The organism is Nocardiopsis sp. TRM 82005 (genome assembly GCF_056312425.1).
This window is the reverse complement of sequence record NZ_JBWDTQ010000028.1, coordinates 1-14591: the sequence shown is the minus strand read 5'-3', so window position 1 is coordinate 14591 and position 14591 is coordinate 1. Positions and strand designations below refer to the sequence as shown.

Here is a 14591-nt window from a genome sequence, read left to right as displayed (position 1 = left end):
ACGCGGGCGGGGAGAACGTCAGGGGACCAGGACGATCCGTCCTCGCGCGAACCCTCGGGCCTGCCGCTCCCACCCCCGTGCCGCCTCCTCCAGTGGAACCCGCTCGAAGGGGACGGACAGCCTGCCGAGCGCACACTCACGGGCCACGGTGGCCACGGCCGCGCTCCGCTGCTGCGGGGTGAGCGCGTTGTTGGTGTAGCCCAGCAGGCGCAGGGAGCGCCCGCGCAGGGTGCCCGAGTCCAGGGGCGCGTGCTCTCCGGCCGAGGAACCCAGGTTCACCAGGCGTCCGTCGGGGCGCAGGACACGCGCGGCGGCAGCCGCGGGAGCGCCGAACAGGGGGTCCAGGACCAGGTCGACGGGGCCCTGCGCGGCCTCCTCCAGCAGAGCGGCCAGCGCGTCGACGTCGTCGGTGTCCAGGGAGGCTACCGCGTCGGCGCCCGCACGCGTAGCCCTCTCCCGCCCCTCGTCCGACCGCGCCGCAGCCACGACCCGGCCCGCTCCGGCGGTGCGCGCCAGCTGCACCGCGGCCAGGCCCACCACCCCGCCCGCACCCAGGACCAGGACCGTTTCCCCAGCGGCGAGCCCGCCGCGCCATGTCAGCGCCATGTGCGCGGCCACCGCCGACAGGCCCAGCGCCGCGACGGCAACGGGGTCGGCGTCCTCGGGCAGGACCACCACCTGGTCCTCGGGCACGCTCACGCGTTCGGCCATGCTCCCGTCTCCCGGGGCCATCCCGGCGGCGGTGGGGAACCAGACCAGGCGTCCGTCCCACCGCCCGACCCCCTGTACTCCGGGTACGTAGGGGGTGGCGGGCACCCCGAAGTAGGACCGTCCCCCGGCGCACAGCAGGTCCAGGGGTGTGATCGGTGCGGCCAGGACCTCGACCACCGCCCGGCCCGGGTCGCTTTGCGGGGCGGGCAGGTCGGTCAGGACCGGAGGTCGGCCGGGTACGGGGATCTGTGCGGCGATCATGGCGTGGCCTTCCTCGTTCGTGACCCGGCGTGCCAGGTCAGCGCACCTGGGGTGTGCGGGTCACCTGCGGTACGGACTCCAGGCGGGCGACGTCGGCGCTGATCTCGCCCGCCGTGCGCAGCAGCAGGGGCAGGTGGTGCAGGGTCAGATGCTCCAGCGACGTCTCGGCGGCGTGTGTGTTGACGTTGAGCGCGGCGAACACCCGGCCCCGTCCGTCCCGCAGCGGCGTGGCGACCGAGCGGATGCCCCGGGCCAGGTGCTCGTCGGTCAGTGCCCACCCCTGGGCGCGGACCTCACGCAGAACGGTGTCGCGCTCCTCCCGGTCGGGACACCACAGCGGAACCAGCCCGGACCGGGTGGGCTCGGCCAGTACCCGGTCGACCTCCTCGGGCGCCAGGTCGGCCAGCAGGACCTTGCCCAGCGAGGTCTGTAGCGCGGGGAAGCGGGTACCGATCTGCACGTCCAGCGTGACGATCTTGGGCACCGCGACGCGGGCGACGTAGACGATGTCCGACCCGTCGAGCTGGGCGATGGAACATGACTCGCCCGTGCGTTCGGACAGCTCCTCCAGGTGGGGACGGGCGATCTCCCACAGGCTGGTCGAACGTATGTAGGCCACCCCCAGCTCCAGCACGCGCGGTGTCAGGGAGTAGCCCGCGCTGCCCGAACGCACATAGCCCAGCTCCTGCAGGGTGATCAGGATTCGCCGCGCAGTGGGACGGGCCAGCCCGGTGACCTTGGCCACCTCGGCCAGGGTCATCGTCGGCTGGTGCGGCTGGAAGGCCCGGATCACGTCCAACCCCCGGGCCAGCGCCTCGATGAAGTCGGGGCCGGTACCCTCGCGCGGCATGGTGTCTCCCGTCCGTGTCATGGAAGCGCCAGCATACCCAGCGGGTGTCCGGTCGGCGGCTCGGCGTCGACCGGTTGTCGCTCACCTGCCTCGGGTACTGGAGTCGCGGTAGTCGGTGTAGGTGTACGGGTTGTCGAGGACCTTCGACTCGGGGATCTCGGGGTTCATACCCACCGCCCACTCCTGCTCGCCGACGGATGTGCGCAGGTGGTCGACGGTGGCGTCCACGCTCCGGCGTACGGCCGCCAGGTCGATGTCCACCAGCCGGTGCTCGTACTTGACCACCCGTCCGTCGACCAGGACGGTGTGCACGTCGCCGCGTTGGGCCTGGAAGGCGACGTGTCCGTACGGGTTGAGCATCGGGAACGACACGGGGGAGTTGTCGTTGCGGATCAGTACCAGGTCGGCTTTGCAGCCGGGCGCGATCCGGCCCAGGTCGTCACGGCCCAGGGCGGTGGCTCCGCCGCGTGTGGCCCACTCCACCACCTGGTCGGCGCGCAGGGCGCAGTGGGTGACGGTGTTCCCCAGCCGCTGGGACTCCAGGTGCTCGCGGGAGCGGTCGGCGCCCAGGGTGGTGCGCATGGCGCTGAACAGGTCGCCGCTCCACCAGGCGCTCGTGTCCACCGACAGCGACACCGGGATGCCGTGCGCGCGGATCGCCCAGGTGGGCGGGTAGCCCTGACCGGCGCTCTGCTCGCTCTCGGTGGACACCGACACCGACCCGCCGGTGGCGGCGATGCGCTGGTAGGAGTCCTGCGACAGGGAGGCGGCGTGTACGTAGACCGTCTCCGGTCCCATGAAGCCGTGCTCGTACATGAGCCGGATGCCGTTGTCCCCCGTGGCGCCCCACACGCCGGCATGGGTGGTGACGGGCAGCCCCAGGTCGCGGGCGGCCTCGAAGGCGGGCCGCTCGGGGAACTCCGGGTCGCCGGTCACGTCGAAGGCGATCTGCAGGCCGAGCATGTCGTCCTCGCGGTTGCGCTCGACGAAGGCACGGAACTCCGGGGCGGTGGCCCATTCGGCGGGCGCCTGGTGAATGTTGCCGTAGGCCAGGACGTAGCGCCCGGGCACCGAGCGCAGCGCGTCCACGGCCGCGTCGGCGTGCTCGGGCGTCTGCAACCCGTGGGACCAGTCGACGACGGTGGTGACCCCGGCCTCCAACGCCTCGACGGCGGCGAGTGTGTTACCCGCGTGCACATCGGCGGGGCGGAACTTCGTGCCGTGTTCCAGGTAGTACCAGACGAAGTACTGGGTGAGGGTCCAGTCGGCCCCGTAACCACGCATGGCGGTCTGCCACATGTGCCGGTGGGTGTCGATCATGCCCGGCATGACCAGTCCTCCGGCCGCGTCGATCTCCGCGGTGCCGTCGGGCACCGGAAGGTCCCGGCCCACGGCGGCCACGCGGTCGTCGACGACCAGTACGTCGGTGTTCTCCAGGACGGTGCGCGCGTCGTCCATGGGCAGTACCGTGCCGCCGCGCAGGACCACCGGTCGGCCCGGGGGGAAACCGGTCTGTCTGTTCATGGGGGACTCCTCGCCGTAGCGTCTTGTTGGCTGGTTCACCGCTCTACCCCGCCCTCTCCGGACGTCGGTCCGCTGTGCGGTCTCCAGTGTGACTCCACTTTTGGTGAGGTTGCCACTTCTGTCAAGGGATGTGGTGGAAGATCCGACTCCAGGGGTGCTGATTCCTGTGTGCATCCTGAAAAGGAACATGGCTGTTCCATCGTGGGGGTTGACGCGGGGAAGGGGCAGATACAGAATCCCCTTAGCGGACATATGTCCGCTGAACGGACATCGGAGGGATGAGAAATGGCGGGGGACCCACACGTACGGGACGGAACAGCCGAGGGGGAGGCCACCGGGACCACCCCGGGCGGTCCGCTGGCGGGGCTGCTGGTGGCGGACTTCTCACGGATTCTGGCCGGGCCCTACGCCACCATGCTGCTGGCCGACCTGGGCGCCGAGGTGGTCAAGGTGGAGAGCCCTGCGGGGGACGACACGCGCTCGTGGAAACCGCCCGTACGCGGCGACGTGTCCACCTACTACCTGGGGGTGAACCGCAACAAGCGCTCCATCGCCCTGGACCTGCGCCAGGAGGAGGACGCGGAGGCCGCGCGCGAACTCGCCCGCCGCGCCGACGTGGTGATCGAGAACTTCCGCCCCGGCGGACTGGCACGCTTCGGGCTGGACCACGACAGCGTCCGGGCAGCCAACGCCGGTGTGGTCTACTGCTCCATCACGGGCTTCGGCTCCGGCGCCGGCCGGGACGTGCCCGGCTACGACCTCATGGTGCAGGCGGTCTCCGGGCTCATGAGCCTGACCGGGGACCCGGACGGGACGCCCTACCGCGCGGGCATCTCGGTGTTCGACGTCATGGCGGGCAACCACGCCGCCATCGGCATCCTCGCCGCACTGCGCCACCGAGATGCCACGGGCGAGGGCCAGCGGGTCGAGGTCAACCTGTTGTCCTCGGCGCTGACCGGACTGGTCAACCACAGTTCCGCCTACGTGGCGGGCGGGACCGTGCCGATGCGCATGGGCAACGCCCACCCCAGCGTGTTCCCCTACGAACCCCTGCCCACCGCCGACGACGACCTCATCGTCACCGCCGCCAACGACCGCCAGTTCCGGTCCCTGTGCGAGGTGCTGGGCATCTCCGGAACCGCGGACGACGAGCGCTTCGCCACCAACGCCGCCCGCACCGCCCACCGCGCCGAACTGCGCCCGATCCTGGTCGAGCGGCTGGCCGAGCGGAGCGCGCTGGAGTGGTTCGACCTGCTCGTGGCCGCCGGGGTGCCCTGCGGGCCGATCCAGACCATCGACGGCGGGTTCGCCATGGCCGAGCGCTTCGACCTGGATCCGGTGGTGGAGGTCGGACAGGCAGAGCGCGCGGTCCCCACCACACGCCACCCGATCCGCTTCTCCGCCACCCCCGCCTCCTACCGGCTTCCCCCGCCCGACCTGGACGAGCACGGCGCGGACCTGCGCGCGTGGCTGGCCGACCCCGAACAGCGAGAGGACCGAGCATGAGCGAGCACCGCGAACGGCCCGGGGACTCCGGCGCGGAGCCGGACCCGCACGGGCACACCGGTTACCCCACCGCCCTGGGCGCCTCCAGCCCCACCGCCATCACCCTGCTGGGCCAGGACCTGGCAGAGGACGTCATGGGCGAGGTGGGGTTCGGAGAACTCGCCTTCTGGCTGGCCACCCAGCGCCGCCCCGGCCGCGGCGAGACCCGCGTCTTCGAGGCGGTGCTCGCCGCGCTGGCCGACCACGGGTTCACCCCCACCGCCATCGTCACGCGTCTGACCTACCTGTCCGCGCCGGACTCGATCCAGGGCGCGCTGGCCGCGGGCCTGCTCGGCGGGGGATCGCGCTTCCTCGGCGTCACCGAGGACACCGGCCGCTTCCTGCACGGGGTACTGCGCTCCCTGGACGGCGACCTGCCCGCCGACGACGCCTCCTGGGGCGAGGTGGCGCTGCGCACGGTGCGGGCCGAGCGCGAGGCGGGGCGCTTCGTACCCGGCCTCGGCCACCACGTGCACAAGCAGGGTGATCCGCGTACCCCCGCGCTCATGCGCATCGCCCGCGAGGAGGGCCTCTTCGGTCCGCACCTGTCCCTCTTCGAGGCGATCGGACGCGTCCACCCCGAGGTCCTCGGCAAGAGACTGCCGCTCAACGGCGCCGGAGTGTGCGGCGCGGCCCTGGCCGACCTGGGGCTGCCCATCGAGCTCCTGCGCGGCTTCGCCCTCCTGGCCCGTACCGCGGGGCTGGTCGGCCAACTCGCCGAGGAGCTGCGCGAGCCCGTCGCCAACGACGTCTTCCTGTCGGTGGACCTCGACAACAGGCCCGTCGACCCCACCCCCTACACACCCGATCCACTGACCCCCTGAAATGCGGGAGGACGATTCCCATGGCGTTCGTAACCGAGGAGAACCTGACCGACCTGGCCGTGGAGCGCTGGGAGAGCACCCACGACCCCCGCACGGCCCGGCTGCTGACCGCGCTGGTACGGCATCTGCACGCCTTCGCCCGCGAGGTCGAACTGACCGAGGAGGAGTGGGCGGCCGCGATCGGGTGGCTGACCGCCACCGGGAAGGCCTGCGACGACAAGCGCCAGGAGTTCATCCTGGCCTCGGACGTGTTCGGGCTGAGCACGCTGGTGGTGCAGCTCAACAACCGCTTCTCGAAGGAGGCCACCCCGGCGACCGTGCTGGGGCCCTTCCACATCGACGGCTCACCGGAGGTCGGATTCGGCTACGACATGTCCGAGGGGATCGAGGGCACGCCCCTGTACGTCACCGGCCGTGTCACCGACACCGACGGCGTGCCCGTGGCCGGGGCGGTCCTGGACGTGTGGCAGGCCGACGCCGAGGGTGCCTACGAGTCGCAGCTGGAGGTGGACGAGGCGCGGCTGCGCGCCAAGTACCGCACACGCGGGGACGGAACCTACTGCCTGCGCACCATCGCGCCGCTTGGCTACACCATCCCCATGGACGGCCCGGTCGGCGACCTGGTCGGGCGCACCGACATCAGCCCGTACCGCCCCGCGCACATCCACTTCCTGATCGATGAGCCCGGCTACGCCCGCCTCATCACCCACCTGTTCCGCGAGGGCTCGGACTTCCTCGCGACGGACGTGGTCTTCGGGACCAAGGACGCCCTGGTCGTGCCCTTCACCGAGCACCCGGCGGGTCCGGCACCGGATGGGAGCGTGTGCGACCGACCCCACCTGCGCGCCGAGTACGACTTCGTCCTGGACCATCGCGGCTGAGCGGCTGAGGCACGCGGAGCCGGGGAGGCGTTCGGAGGGAAGAGTCCGGGGGGTACGGTCTTGGCCGCACACCCCGGACATGGCTGTGGCCCGCGTCCCCCAACGCGGGCCACAGCGTGCGCGGCCAGTGTGCACTGAGTGCGGTCTGGCCGCTGGGAAGGCGAATGCAGCGTCTGAATACGTGTCGGAAACCCCCATTACCGACACGAACGCGTGCATTCGCGCATGGTTTGTGGTGAGCGCCTCTCACGGCCTTGGTACTGGGGTCCGGGGTTCGGTCTGGGGCGCTTCACTTGAGAGAACGCTTCGTATGACTAAGGTGTTCCCGCTGTACGGACCGATTTTCAGTTCGTCCGGTAAAAAGCGAGTGCGGACTGTGCATGCTCTCTTCAAGCTCCTGACCACGCCCTACCCAAGAGGGCGGCTCCCATGCTGGGAACACTCACCCTGTGGCGGCCCGCCGGGCCCGCCGAACTCGCCCTGATAAGGGGTTCCGAGTGGCGGGAGTAGCCGCCGCGCCTGTTCGGACAGCCCTTCCTTCCATCCCGTGCCCAATGGGGACCACGCGACACGTACCGCCCGCGAGTGGGACCTGCCACACGAGGGGGAGGGGCACGTCACGCGCTTTCGCGTGGACGCTGTTTTCGCCGTCCGTTATCCGGCCGGCAGGTCGGCGGGCGCACGGTTGCCGGAGTTGTGGGCGTCCGCTGAGGAGCCGGGCGAGTTCGACACCTACCCGTGCGGGCCGATCGGGCTGGTGCGCTCCTTCGTGTCCGGGCAGCGCGGGACCGGCCACGGGGGCGGCTCTCCGTCCTTCGGTCAAAGCCGCCGACCCGGGAGGCCTCGGCTCCGGTAGGTCAGGCCTCGGACCCGTGGACGACCAGCAGGTCCGGGTCGACTTCGGTGAGGGCGGTCATGACATCGCCGAGGGCGTCGGCGAGCACCACGGGCTCGCGGTCGCTCCGGTCGCGGTCCTGGTGGGGAAGGCGCTGTCGGGGTTCGAGGGTGGTGGCCATGGGGCAGCGGGCGCGTGGCTCGGGGGTGCGCCCTCCTCCTTCGCGTGTGCTCGCGTGCTCAGCCGTGCCGGTTGCCGTGACACCCGGTGACCGTTCCGGTGCCAGCTTTTCCAGGGATATCAGGGGCTGGTGACATTTGGTGGATACGGAGCGTGCCTGTGGATGAACACTGGCACTCGGGGTCGCGCGGGGTGGGAAGGAATAGGGGGCGTGTGCTGGGTGTTCGGCATGTTAGTTTAATAGGAAACTACTTCTTTGGAAGCGACCTAGGGGAGCGGGCCATGCAGTTCGGAATCTTCTCGGTGAGTGACGTGACCACCGACCCCACCACCGGGCGTACACCGACCGAGGCCGAGCGGATCAAGGCGATGGTCACCATCGCGCTCAAGGCCGAGGAGGTCGGTCTGGACGTCTTCGCCAGCGGCGAGCACCACAACCCGCCGTTCGTGGCCTCCTCGCCGACCACGATGCTCGGCTACATCGCGGCGCGGACCGAGAAGCTCATCCTGTCCACGGCCACCACCCTGATCACCACCAACGACCCGGTCAAGATCGCCGAGGACTTCGCGGTGCTTCAGCACCTGGCCGACGGCCGGGTGGACCTGATGATGGGTCGCGGCAACACGGGCCCCGTCTACCCCTGGTTCGGGCAGGACATCCGCCAGGGCGTCCCGCTGGCACTGGAGAACTACAACCTGGTGCACCGGCTCTGGCGCGAGGACGTGGTGAACTGGGAGGGCAAGTTCCGCACCCCGCTCCAGGGCTTCACCTCCACCCCGCGTCCCCTGGACGACGTGCCGCCCTTCGTCTGGCACGGTTCCATCCGCAGCCCGGAGATCGCCGAGCAGGCCGCCTACTACGGTGACGGCTTCTTCCACAACAACATCTTCTGGCCCGCCACCCACACCAAGAAGCTCATCTCCCTGTACCGCCGCCGCTTCGAGCACTACGGCCACGGCAAGGCCGACCAGGCCATCGTCGGGCTGGGCGGACAGGTGTTCATGCGCAAGAACTCCCAGGACGCGGTCAAGGAGTTCAGGCCCTACTTCGACAACGCGCCGGTCTACGGTGGCGGGCCCTCCCTGGAGGAGTTCACGCGCGAGACGCCGCTGACCGTGGGCAGCCCGCAGGAGGTCATCGACCGCACGCTGACCTTCCGTGAGATGTTCGGCGACTACCAGCGCCAGCTCTTCCTCATGGACCACGCGGGACTGCCGCTCAAGACCGTCCTGGAACAGCTGGACCTGCTCGGCGAGGAGGTCGTGCCGGTGCTGCGCAAGGAGTTCGCGGCCGGACGGCCCGAGCACGTCCCCGACCCGCCCACCCACTCCTCGATGCTGGCCGACAGGCAGGCCTCTCAGGGGGCCTGATCCGGTTCCGAGACGGCGGGGGACCCGAGCACGGCTCGGGTCCCCCGCCGTCTCACGCTGAGAGGGCCTCGGCCTGGTTCCGGGGAACCCGGGTCAGGGGCCGTGCGTCTGATAACAGACACACGTACACAAGGGGTACTGTATGGGTAAGAAACACAACCAGGGCACGGGGCTCGCGCTCGGTCTGGCCTTCGGGGTGGTCTTCGGGCTGCTGTTCGACAACTTGGCCCTGGGTATCGCGCTCGGGCTCGTCTTCGGCCTGTCCTTCGGCGCCTACCAGTCCAAGAAGCGCGGAAGCTAGACCCCCGAGTACGGTTCAGGTCCCCCATGTCCCACACAGCCCGCCCGGCCCGGGGAGCGCGGTGGGACGACATGAGGGCCTCCGGACGTCGGCGCGGATTCGCGTTCCACACCGATACCGGAGGCCCTCATGCGCTGTCTCAGCCAGGGTGTTAGCCGACCGGCTCCTCGGCTCGCGCTGCCGGGGCCGTGTCCCCGTCACGCTCGTCGAGGGGCTGCGGAGCGGCGACGATCCCCTGCTCGACCGCCATGGTGTGCAGCAGTCGGGGAGTGGTCCACAGACTCGGCAGCATGATCAGCCCCACGGGAACCGCGGTCACCACGATGAAGGACTGCAACGCCTGGATCCCGCCGTCCCCGACCAGGAGCAGGGCGACGGCGGCCAGGCCCATACCCACGCACCAGAACGCGCGGACGAGACCGGAGGGCTCACCCTCGTACATGCTGGAGACCGAGATGGCGTAGGACATCGAGTCGAGCGTGGATGCGAGGAAGATCAGCGCGACGATCACCATGAGCACGCCGAGCACGGGTGTCAGCGGCAGCGCCTCCAGGATGGACAGCGCCGCGGCGGGAAGGCCGTCCTCTGCGTAGGGCCCCGTGATCGCCCCGGGGTCGCGCTGCTCGAGCCAGATACCGGTGCCGCCCAGCGCGGTGAACCAGACCGTGGTCACCACCGTGGGCGCCACCGTCGCCCCGACGTAGATGTCGCGCACGGTGCGGCCCCGGGAGATGCGGGCGAAGAAGATCGCCATCATGGGTCCGAAGCCGAGGAACCAGCCGAAGAAGAACAGGGTCCAGTAGCCGAGCCACTCCTCGTCGCCCCGGTACAGGGCCATGGGTATGAACTCCTGCATGTGCACGGCGGTGGCCTGGAAGTAGAGGTCCACCACGAAGGGCAGTGAGGCCATACCGACGATGGCCAGGATGAGGAGCAGCGCGAACCAGACGTTGGCCCGGCTCAGCCGCTGGATGCCCCGGTGAACACCGCTCAGGACCGACACCGCGGCCACGAGGGTCAGGCCCACGATGATCAGCACCTGGGTGAGGTAGGTGTTCGGCAGCCCGAACAGCGCGCTGGAGATGTAGGAGATCTGGAGTCCGAGGAAGCCGATGGGCCCCACGGTCCCGGCGACCACGGCGAGCACGCAGCTGACGTCGACGACCGTGCCGATCCAGTGTGTGCGCACGCGCTCGCCCATGACCGGCCACAGCAGGGTACGCGGGCGCAGCGGCATGCCCTTCTCGGCTCCGCGCATCAGGATCAGAGTGGCCAGCGAACCGCCGACCGCCCAACCGATGAAGCCCCAGTGCACGAAGCTCTGCGCCATCGCGGTCGCCGCGCCCTGGGCCCCGCCGTCCACCTGGCCGGCGTACTGCGGGGGCGGGGAGGCGTAGTGGGCGATGGGCTCGGCCGCTGCCCAGAACACCCCTCCTGCGGCCAGGAGAGTGGTGGTGATCATCGCGATCCAGGAGAAGCGGCTGAATCCGGGGGCCTCGGAGCCGCCCATACGGACCCTGCCGTAGCGGGAGAACGCGAGAATGGTGATGATGACGAAGGTGGCCAGCATGAGGGACTGCCAGTAGGCGCCGAACCAACGTGCGGACCAGGTGAAGGCCGTGTCCACGGCGGCGCCGACCAGTTTCGGCGCGGCGAGCGCCGACATGACGAACACAGCCATGAGTAGACCGCTCACACCCATGACCCAGGGGTCGATGCGTCTGCCTCGCTCGGATACGCGTGAGCGCAGAGTGGAGAACATGAAGAAGAGGACGCTCCTCGTGTGGAGGCACCGGTCGGGTCGTGTCGCGGCCGGTATCGGAAGATCCATGCGCCGTGTGTGCGTGGCGGCCGACAGAACGGGTGTCCGGATTGGCGGCCGTCGAGCAAAGCAGGCGTGACATGAAGACAGGCGGGGACGTCAGAGGCGAACCCCGCCGGAGCCGTCGACAGAACGGCGCGGAAAGACGAGGGGGAGGGCTTCCGGTCCCGCAGTGGTCAACGCGGCGGCATCCCTGTCGTCATCCCTGAGACGGCAGGCTACCGGCTGTACAGGCGTGCTGACGAGCGCGATGGGAACGGATACGGGCCCTGGGAGGGGCGTTTGGCCGCCACAGCCGGGGCGGGGAACCGGTCCCTGTGACGGGAAACACCGCCGGAGCGGCCGCGCCGGGCGCCCTCGGGCCGCCCGCAGCGCCGTGCTGGTCAGGCGTCGGCCGACTTCTGCGCCGCCCGGTAGAACATGGCGATGGTGACGGCACCGGGGTCCGGGCTGCCCAGGGCCGACTCACCCACGTAGCTGGTGCGCCCCCGGCGGCCGAGGAGGCCGCTGGTGCCGTCGGCCCCCTCGCGCGAGGCCTCCGCCGCGGACCGCAGCCCGCTCACCAGGCCGGAACCGCTGCCGACCGCTTCGTTCAGGGCATCGGACGCCGGGGCGATGGCGTCGATCATCGTACGGTCCCCGACCCGGGCCGACCCCAGCCGCGCCAGGGTCGCCCATCCGTTCTCGGTGGCCTCGGCCAGCATCGCCAGGGTGAACGCCCCGGCGTCGGTGCCCGCCTTGCCGAAGTCGCGGAACCACATGCCGAACAACGGGCCGCTGGTGCCGCCGCTGTGGGCGAGGAAGGTCTCGCCCATCACCTGGAAGGGGCCTCCGGCCGTGTCCGCGCGGTCCTTGGCCATGGCCTCCCGTGAACGGCGCAGCGCTGTGACCATGTTGGTCCCGAAGTCGCCGTCGCCGCTGCGGCGGTCCAAGTCGGTGAGGTAGTCGCCCGCCTCCTCCACCGCGTCGACGAAACCGTGGACCCACCGCTCGACGTGGGCGGGGCTGAGCTGGTCTGCCATGGCCGGTACTCCTGTGCGGACTGCGATGGGCGGGTTTACCAGTTGAGCGCGGGGGTGGCGGCCGGGGCGTCCCACAACTCCAGGACCTCCTCGTCGGCGCGCACCAGGGTGACCGAGCAGCCCGCCATGTCGAGGGAGGTGACGTAGGACCCCACGAGCGGGCGGGCGATGTCGATCCCAGCCCTCTCCAGGAACTGCCGTACCTCGCCGAACACGCCGTACAGCTCAAGGTCGTGGGTGGCCCCCAGACCGTTGACGACAGCGATCACCCGCTCGCCGCGCTTCAACTCCAGCGCTTCCACCAGCGGTGACACCATCTGGGGGACGATCTCGCTCGTGGGGCCGAACGCGCGCCGCTCCCGGGCCCGTTCACCGTGGATCCCCACACCGAACTCGACCTCGTCCGCGGGCAGTTCGAACGACGCTTGGGACTGCCCGGGATGGGCCCCCGCGGTGAGCGCCACGGACAGGGTGCGGCTGCTGGCCACGACCCGGCGCCCGAGCTCCGCCAGCTTCGCCAGGTCCGCGCCGCGCTCGGCCGCGGCACCACAGACCTTCTCGACCGCCACGACCGCGGCCGTGCCGCGCCTGCCGGGGCCTTCTGAGTCCCCGGTGTCGGTGGCCAGGTCGTCGTCGACCAGGACGATGGCGCTCTCCACGCCCTCGTCGGCCAGGAGTTCACCGGCGATACGGAAGTTGAGCACGTCTCCGGTGTAGTTCTTGACCACGTGCAGGACACCCCGGCCGGTGTCCGCGGCCATGGACGCGGCCCGGATCTGCACGGCGGTGGGGGAGGCGAAGACGGCTCCTGGTACTGCGGCGTCGAGCATGCCGACGCCCACGAAACCGGTGTGCAGGGGCTCGTGGCCCGAACCTCCGCCGGAGACGATCGCGACCTTGTCGGCGGCGGGGCGGGCCCGGACGAGGTAGGCGGGATCGCTGTTGAGGCGCACGTGGTGCGGCCAGGCCGCGGCGAACCCCTCCAACGCCTCGGACACGACATCGCCCGGTTCGTTGAGGAACTGTCTTCTCACGTGCACGCTCCGCGGTCCGGCGACGGTGTTCGGCGGCTCATTCATAGCCGTGGGCCGTGCGGTCCAAACGTCCTCGCATGATCAACCCGTCGCCCGCTGCCCCGTCCAGCTGGCGGTCAGCGGTGGAGGAGGGGACGGGGCCACGCACAGCGGCGCCCCCGTACGCCGCGCGCACGGGGGCGCCGCTCTGCCTCAGCTGCCCAGGCCGGACATCAGATCGGCGAACGGGGTGGGCTCCTCGTAGGGGTCGCCGCCCTTGGGGGTGTGCTCGGCGGCCAGCGCCGCCAGCTGGCGGCCGGAGCGGTCGATGCGCTCGGAGAGCTCGCGGCCACCGCTCTCACCCGCGCCCCAGTCCTCCGAGGCCGCGTACACGCCGGTGGGTGCGACCACCGAACGGGTGTGGGCGAACATCGGCCGCAGGGCGTGCTCCAGCACCAGCGAGTGGCGCGGGCTGCCGCCCGTGGCGCCGATCAGAACCGGCTTGCCGTCCAGGTCCTCGGGGTCGACCACGTCGAAGAACGACTTGAACAGGCCGCTGTAGGAGGCGTTGAACACCGGGGTGACGGCGATGACCGCGTCCGCGCGGGTGACGTCCTCCAGTACCCCGCGCAGCTCGCCGGTGGGTACGCGAGTGGTCATCGCGTTGACGACGTCGTGCGCCACCTCGCGCAGCTCCACGGTGCGGACCTGCACGTCCTCTCCGCGATCCCTCAGCGAACGTGCCGTGGCGTCGGTCAGCCGGTCGGCGAGCAGACGGGTCGAGGAGGGCGTGCTCAGTCCCGCCGAGACGGTCACCAGTGTGCGGGTCGCCATCTATCCTCCTAGAATAAAGCTTCCTGAGAAGTAATTAAAAACTACTACGGTGAACGGAGGTGAGGTCGGGGCTATTCCGGGTCGATCGCCCGTGTCGCGGGCCCTGGGCGTGCGCCACCCTCGGAGGGCCCGGTTCTTTACGGGGTATTTACATGAGAACTGGAGGTGGCTACGCTCATGGGAGCGCTCCCGAATGAGGTGGATCACATTCGGGAAGCGTGCAAGTGTCCAACGCCTCTCCAGTTCCTCTCCCGCGCAGTCTTCCGCTTCTGTTCTGGGAGCGCTCCCAGCCACGCGGAGAATCCCCTCGCCGTGACCACCACCATGGAGGTCGACGTGCCCCGCGCACCGCCGCGTCCCCCGTTCCCCGGATTCCACGCATCAGTCGGACCGCTTCCTTCGCCCCGACACTCTGGCCCTCTGGCACACCCCCCAACCATGAGGAAAGCAAGAGATGAGCAGAATCCTGCGTGCCCCGGACAGGCGTCCGGGCGCACGGCGCGGCATGGCCGCGACATCCGCCCTGATCGTCGGCGCCGCCCTTGCCGCCATCACCTCCGCACCCGCCAGTGCCGCGGCTGGTTGCGAGGTCGACTACCAACTCAACGACTGGGGAT

The 14591-nt window shown here is 70.3% G+C and carries 13 protein-coding genes; 5 read left to right on the top strand and 8 right to left on the bottom strand.

The window, feature by feature from the left end; all coding sequences use genetic code 11:
- Positions 1 to 18: 18 nt before the first annotated feature.
- The 3 genes from AC0T5L_RS21670 to AC0T5L_RS21660 are packed head-to-tail and all read right to left on the bottom strand — an operon-like array spanning position 19 to position 3346.
- A complete protein-coding gene (locus AC0T5L_RS21670) occupies positions 19 to 972 on the bottom strand; it encodes a quinone oxidoreductase family protein (protein WP_476167297.1) in 954 nt (317 codons plus the stop codon).
- A gap of 37 nt (positions 973 to 1009) precedes the next feature.
- Positions 1010 to 1843 (bottom strand): IclR family transcriptional regulator domain-containing protein, encoded by an 834-nt coding sequence (locus AC0T5L_RS21665; RefSeq protein WP_476167296.1) that lies wholly within the window; start codon positions 1841 to 1843, stop codon positions 1010 to 1012.
- A 60-nt stretch (positions 1844 to 1903) separates the two neighbouring features.
- Positions 1904 to 3346 carry an amidohydrolase family protein gene (locus AC0T5L_RS21660; RefSeq protein ID WP_476167295.1) on the bottom strand — a complete coding sequence of 481 codons (1443 nt, stop codon included), beginning with the start codon at positions 3344 to 3346 and terminating at the stop codon, positions 1904 to 1906.
- A gap of 285 nt (positions 3347 to 3631) precedes the next feature.
- On the opposite strand from AC0T5L_RS21660, the gene AC0T5L_RS21655 reads away from it, so the two are divergent.
- The 3 genes from AC0T5L_RS21655 to AC0T5L_RS21645 are packed head-to-tail and all read left to right on the top strand — an operon-like array spanning position 3632 to position 6596.
- Positions 3632 to 4852, top strand: a complete 1221-nt coding sequence (locus AC0T5L_RS21655) for a CaiB/BaiF CoA transferase family protein (RefSeq protein WP_476167294.1) — start codon at positions 3632 to 3634, stop codon at positions 4850 to 4852.
- Complete coding sequence (locus tag AC0T5L_RS21650; protein ID WP_476167293.1) at positions 4849 to 5715, top strand: citryl-CoA lyase; 867 nt, start codon at positions 4849 to 4851, stop codon at positions 5713 to 5715. Before AC0T5L_RS21655 ends, AC0T5L_RS21650 begins: the two co-directional genes overlap by 4 nt.
- A gap of 20 nt (positions 5716 to 5735) precedes the next feature.
- The gene (locus tag AC0T5L_RS21645) at positions 5736 to 6596 is read left to right on the top strand and encodes a dioxygenase family protein (RefSeq protein ID WP_476167292.1); all 861 of its coding nucleotides are present in this window, start codon (positions 5736 to 5738) and stop codon (positions 6594 to 6596) included.
- Between the two features lie 857 nt (positions 6597 to 7453).
- Here AC0T5L_RS21645 and AC0T5L_RS21640 read toward each other — a convergent pair.
- Positions 7454 to 7612 (bottom strand): hypothetical protein, encoded by a 159-nt coding sequence (locus tag AC0T5L_RS21640; RefSeq protein ID WP_476167291.1) that lies wholly within the window; start codon positions 7610 to 7612, stop codon positions 7454 to 7456.
- 281 nt (positions 7613 to 7893) lie between these two features.
- On the opposite strand from AC0T5L_RS21640, the gene AC0T5L_RS21635 reads away from it, so the two are divergent.
- Complete coding sequence (locus AC0T5L_RS21635; protein WP_476167290.1) at positions 7894 to 8982, top strand: LLM class flavin-dependent oxidoreductase; 1089 nt, start codon at positions 7894 to 7896, stop codon at positions 8980 to 8982.
- Between the two features lie 142 nt (positions 8983 to 9124).
- Positions 9125 to 9283, top strand: a complete 159-nt coding sequence (locus AC0T5L_RS21630; RefSeq protein WP_476167289.1) for a glycine zipper domain-containing protein — start codon at positions 9125 to 9127, stop codon at positions 9281 to 9283.
- Between the two features lie 151 nt (positions 9284 to 9434).
- Here AC0T5L_RS21630 and AC0T5L_RS21625 read toward each other — a convergent pair whose 3' ends face one another.
- From AC0T5L_RS21625 to AC0T5L_RS21610, 4 genes are all read right to left on the bottom strand, one after another.
- Entirely contained in the window at positions 9435 to 11045 is a 1611-nt protein-coding gene (locus AC0T5L_RS21625) for a BCCT family transporter (protein ID WP_476167288.1), read from the bottom strand.
- Between the two features lie 443 nt (positions 11046 to 11488).
- Positions 11489 to 12127, bottom strand: coding sequence for a DAK2 domain-containing protein (locus AC0T5L_RS21620; protein WP_476167287.1), 639 nt, complete (start codon positions 12125 to 12127; stop codon positions 11489 to 11491).
- A 35-nt stretch (positions 12128 to 12162) separates the two neighbouring features.
- The gene (locus AC0T5L_RS21615; RefSeq protein ID WP_476167286.1) at positions 12163 to 13161 is read right to left on the bottom strand and encodes a dihydroxyacetone kinase subunit DhaK; all 999 of its coding nucleotides are present in this window, start codon (positions 13159 to 13161) and stop codon (positions 12163 to 12165) included.
- Positions 13162 to 13353: 192 nt separating this feature from the next.
- Positions 13354 to 13974, bottom strand: coding sequence for an FMN reductase (locus tag AC0T5L_RS21610; RefSeq protein WP_476167285.1), 621 nt, complete (start codon positions 13972 to 13974; stop codon positions 13354 to 13356).
- Positions 13975 to 14591: the final 617 nt, after the last annotated feature.

What these genes read in the sequence shown, in the direction of transcription:
- AC0T5L_RS21670 (WP_476167297.1), bottom strand. Translation starts at nt 972, where the DNA reads ATGATCGCCGCACAGATCCCCGTACCCGGCCGACCTCCGGTCCTGACC.
- AC0T5L_RS21665 (WP_476167296.1), bottom strand. Translation starts at nt 1,843, where the DNA reads ATGACACGGACGGGAGACACCATGCCGCGCGAGGGTACCGGCCCCGAC.
- AC0T5L_RS21660 (WP_476167295.1), bottom strand. Translation starts at nt 3,346, where the DNA reads ATGAACAGACAGACCGGTTTCCCCCCGGGCCGACCGGTGGTCCTGCGC.
- AC0T5L_RS21655 (WP_476167294.1), top strand. Translation starts at nt 3,632, where the DNA reads ATGGCGGGGGACCCACACGTACGGGACGGAACAGCCGAGGGGGAGGCC.
- AC0T5L_RS21650 (WP_476167293.1), top strand. Translation starts at nt 4,849, where the DNA reads ATGAGCGAGCACCGCGAACGGCCCGGGGACTCCGGCGCGGAGCCGGAC.
- AC0T5L_RS21645 (WP_476167292.1), top strand. Translation starts at nt 5,736, where the DNA reads ATGGCGTTCGTAACCGAGGAGAACCTGACCGACCTGGCCGTGGAGCGC.
- AC0T5L_RS21640 (WP_476167291.1), bottom strand. Translation starts at nt 7,612, where the DNA reads ATGGCCACCACCCTCGAACCCCGACAGCGCCTTCCCCACCAGGACCGC.
- AC0T5L_RS21635 (WP_476167290.1), top strand. Translation starts at nt 7,894, where the DNA reads ATGCAGTTCGGAATCTTCTCGGTGAGTGACGTGACCACCGACCCCACC.
- AC0T5L_RS21630 (WP_476167289.1), top strand. Translation starts at nt 9,125, where the DNA reads ATGGGTAAGAAACACAACCAGGGCACGGGGCTCGCGCTCGGTCTGGCC.
- AC0T5L_RS21625 (WP_476167288.1), bottom strand. Translation starts at nt 11,045, where the DNA reads ATGTTCTCCACTCTGCGCTCACGCGTATCCGAGCGAGGCAGACGCATC.
- AC0T5L_RS21620 (WP_476167287.1), bottom strand. Translation starts at nt 12,127, where the DNA reads ATGGCAGACCAGCTCAGCCCCGCCCACGTCGAGCGGTGGGTCCACGGT.
- AC0T5L_RS21610 (WP_476167285.1), bottom strand. Translation starts at nt 13,974, where the DNA reads ATGGCGACCCGCACACTGGTGACCGTCTCGGCGGGACTGAGCACGCCC.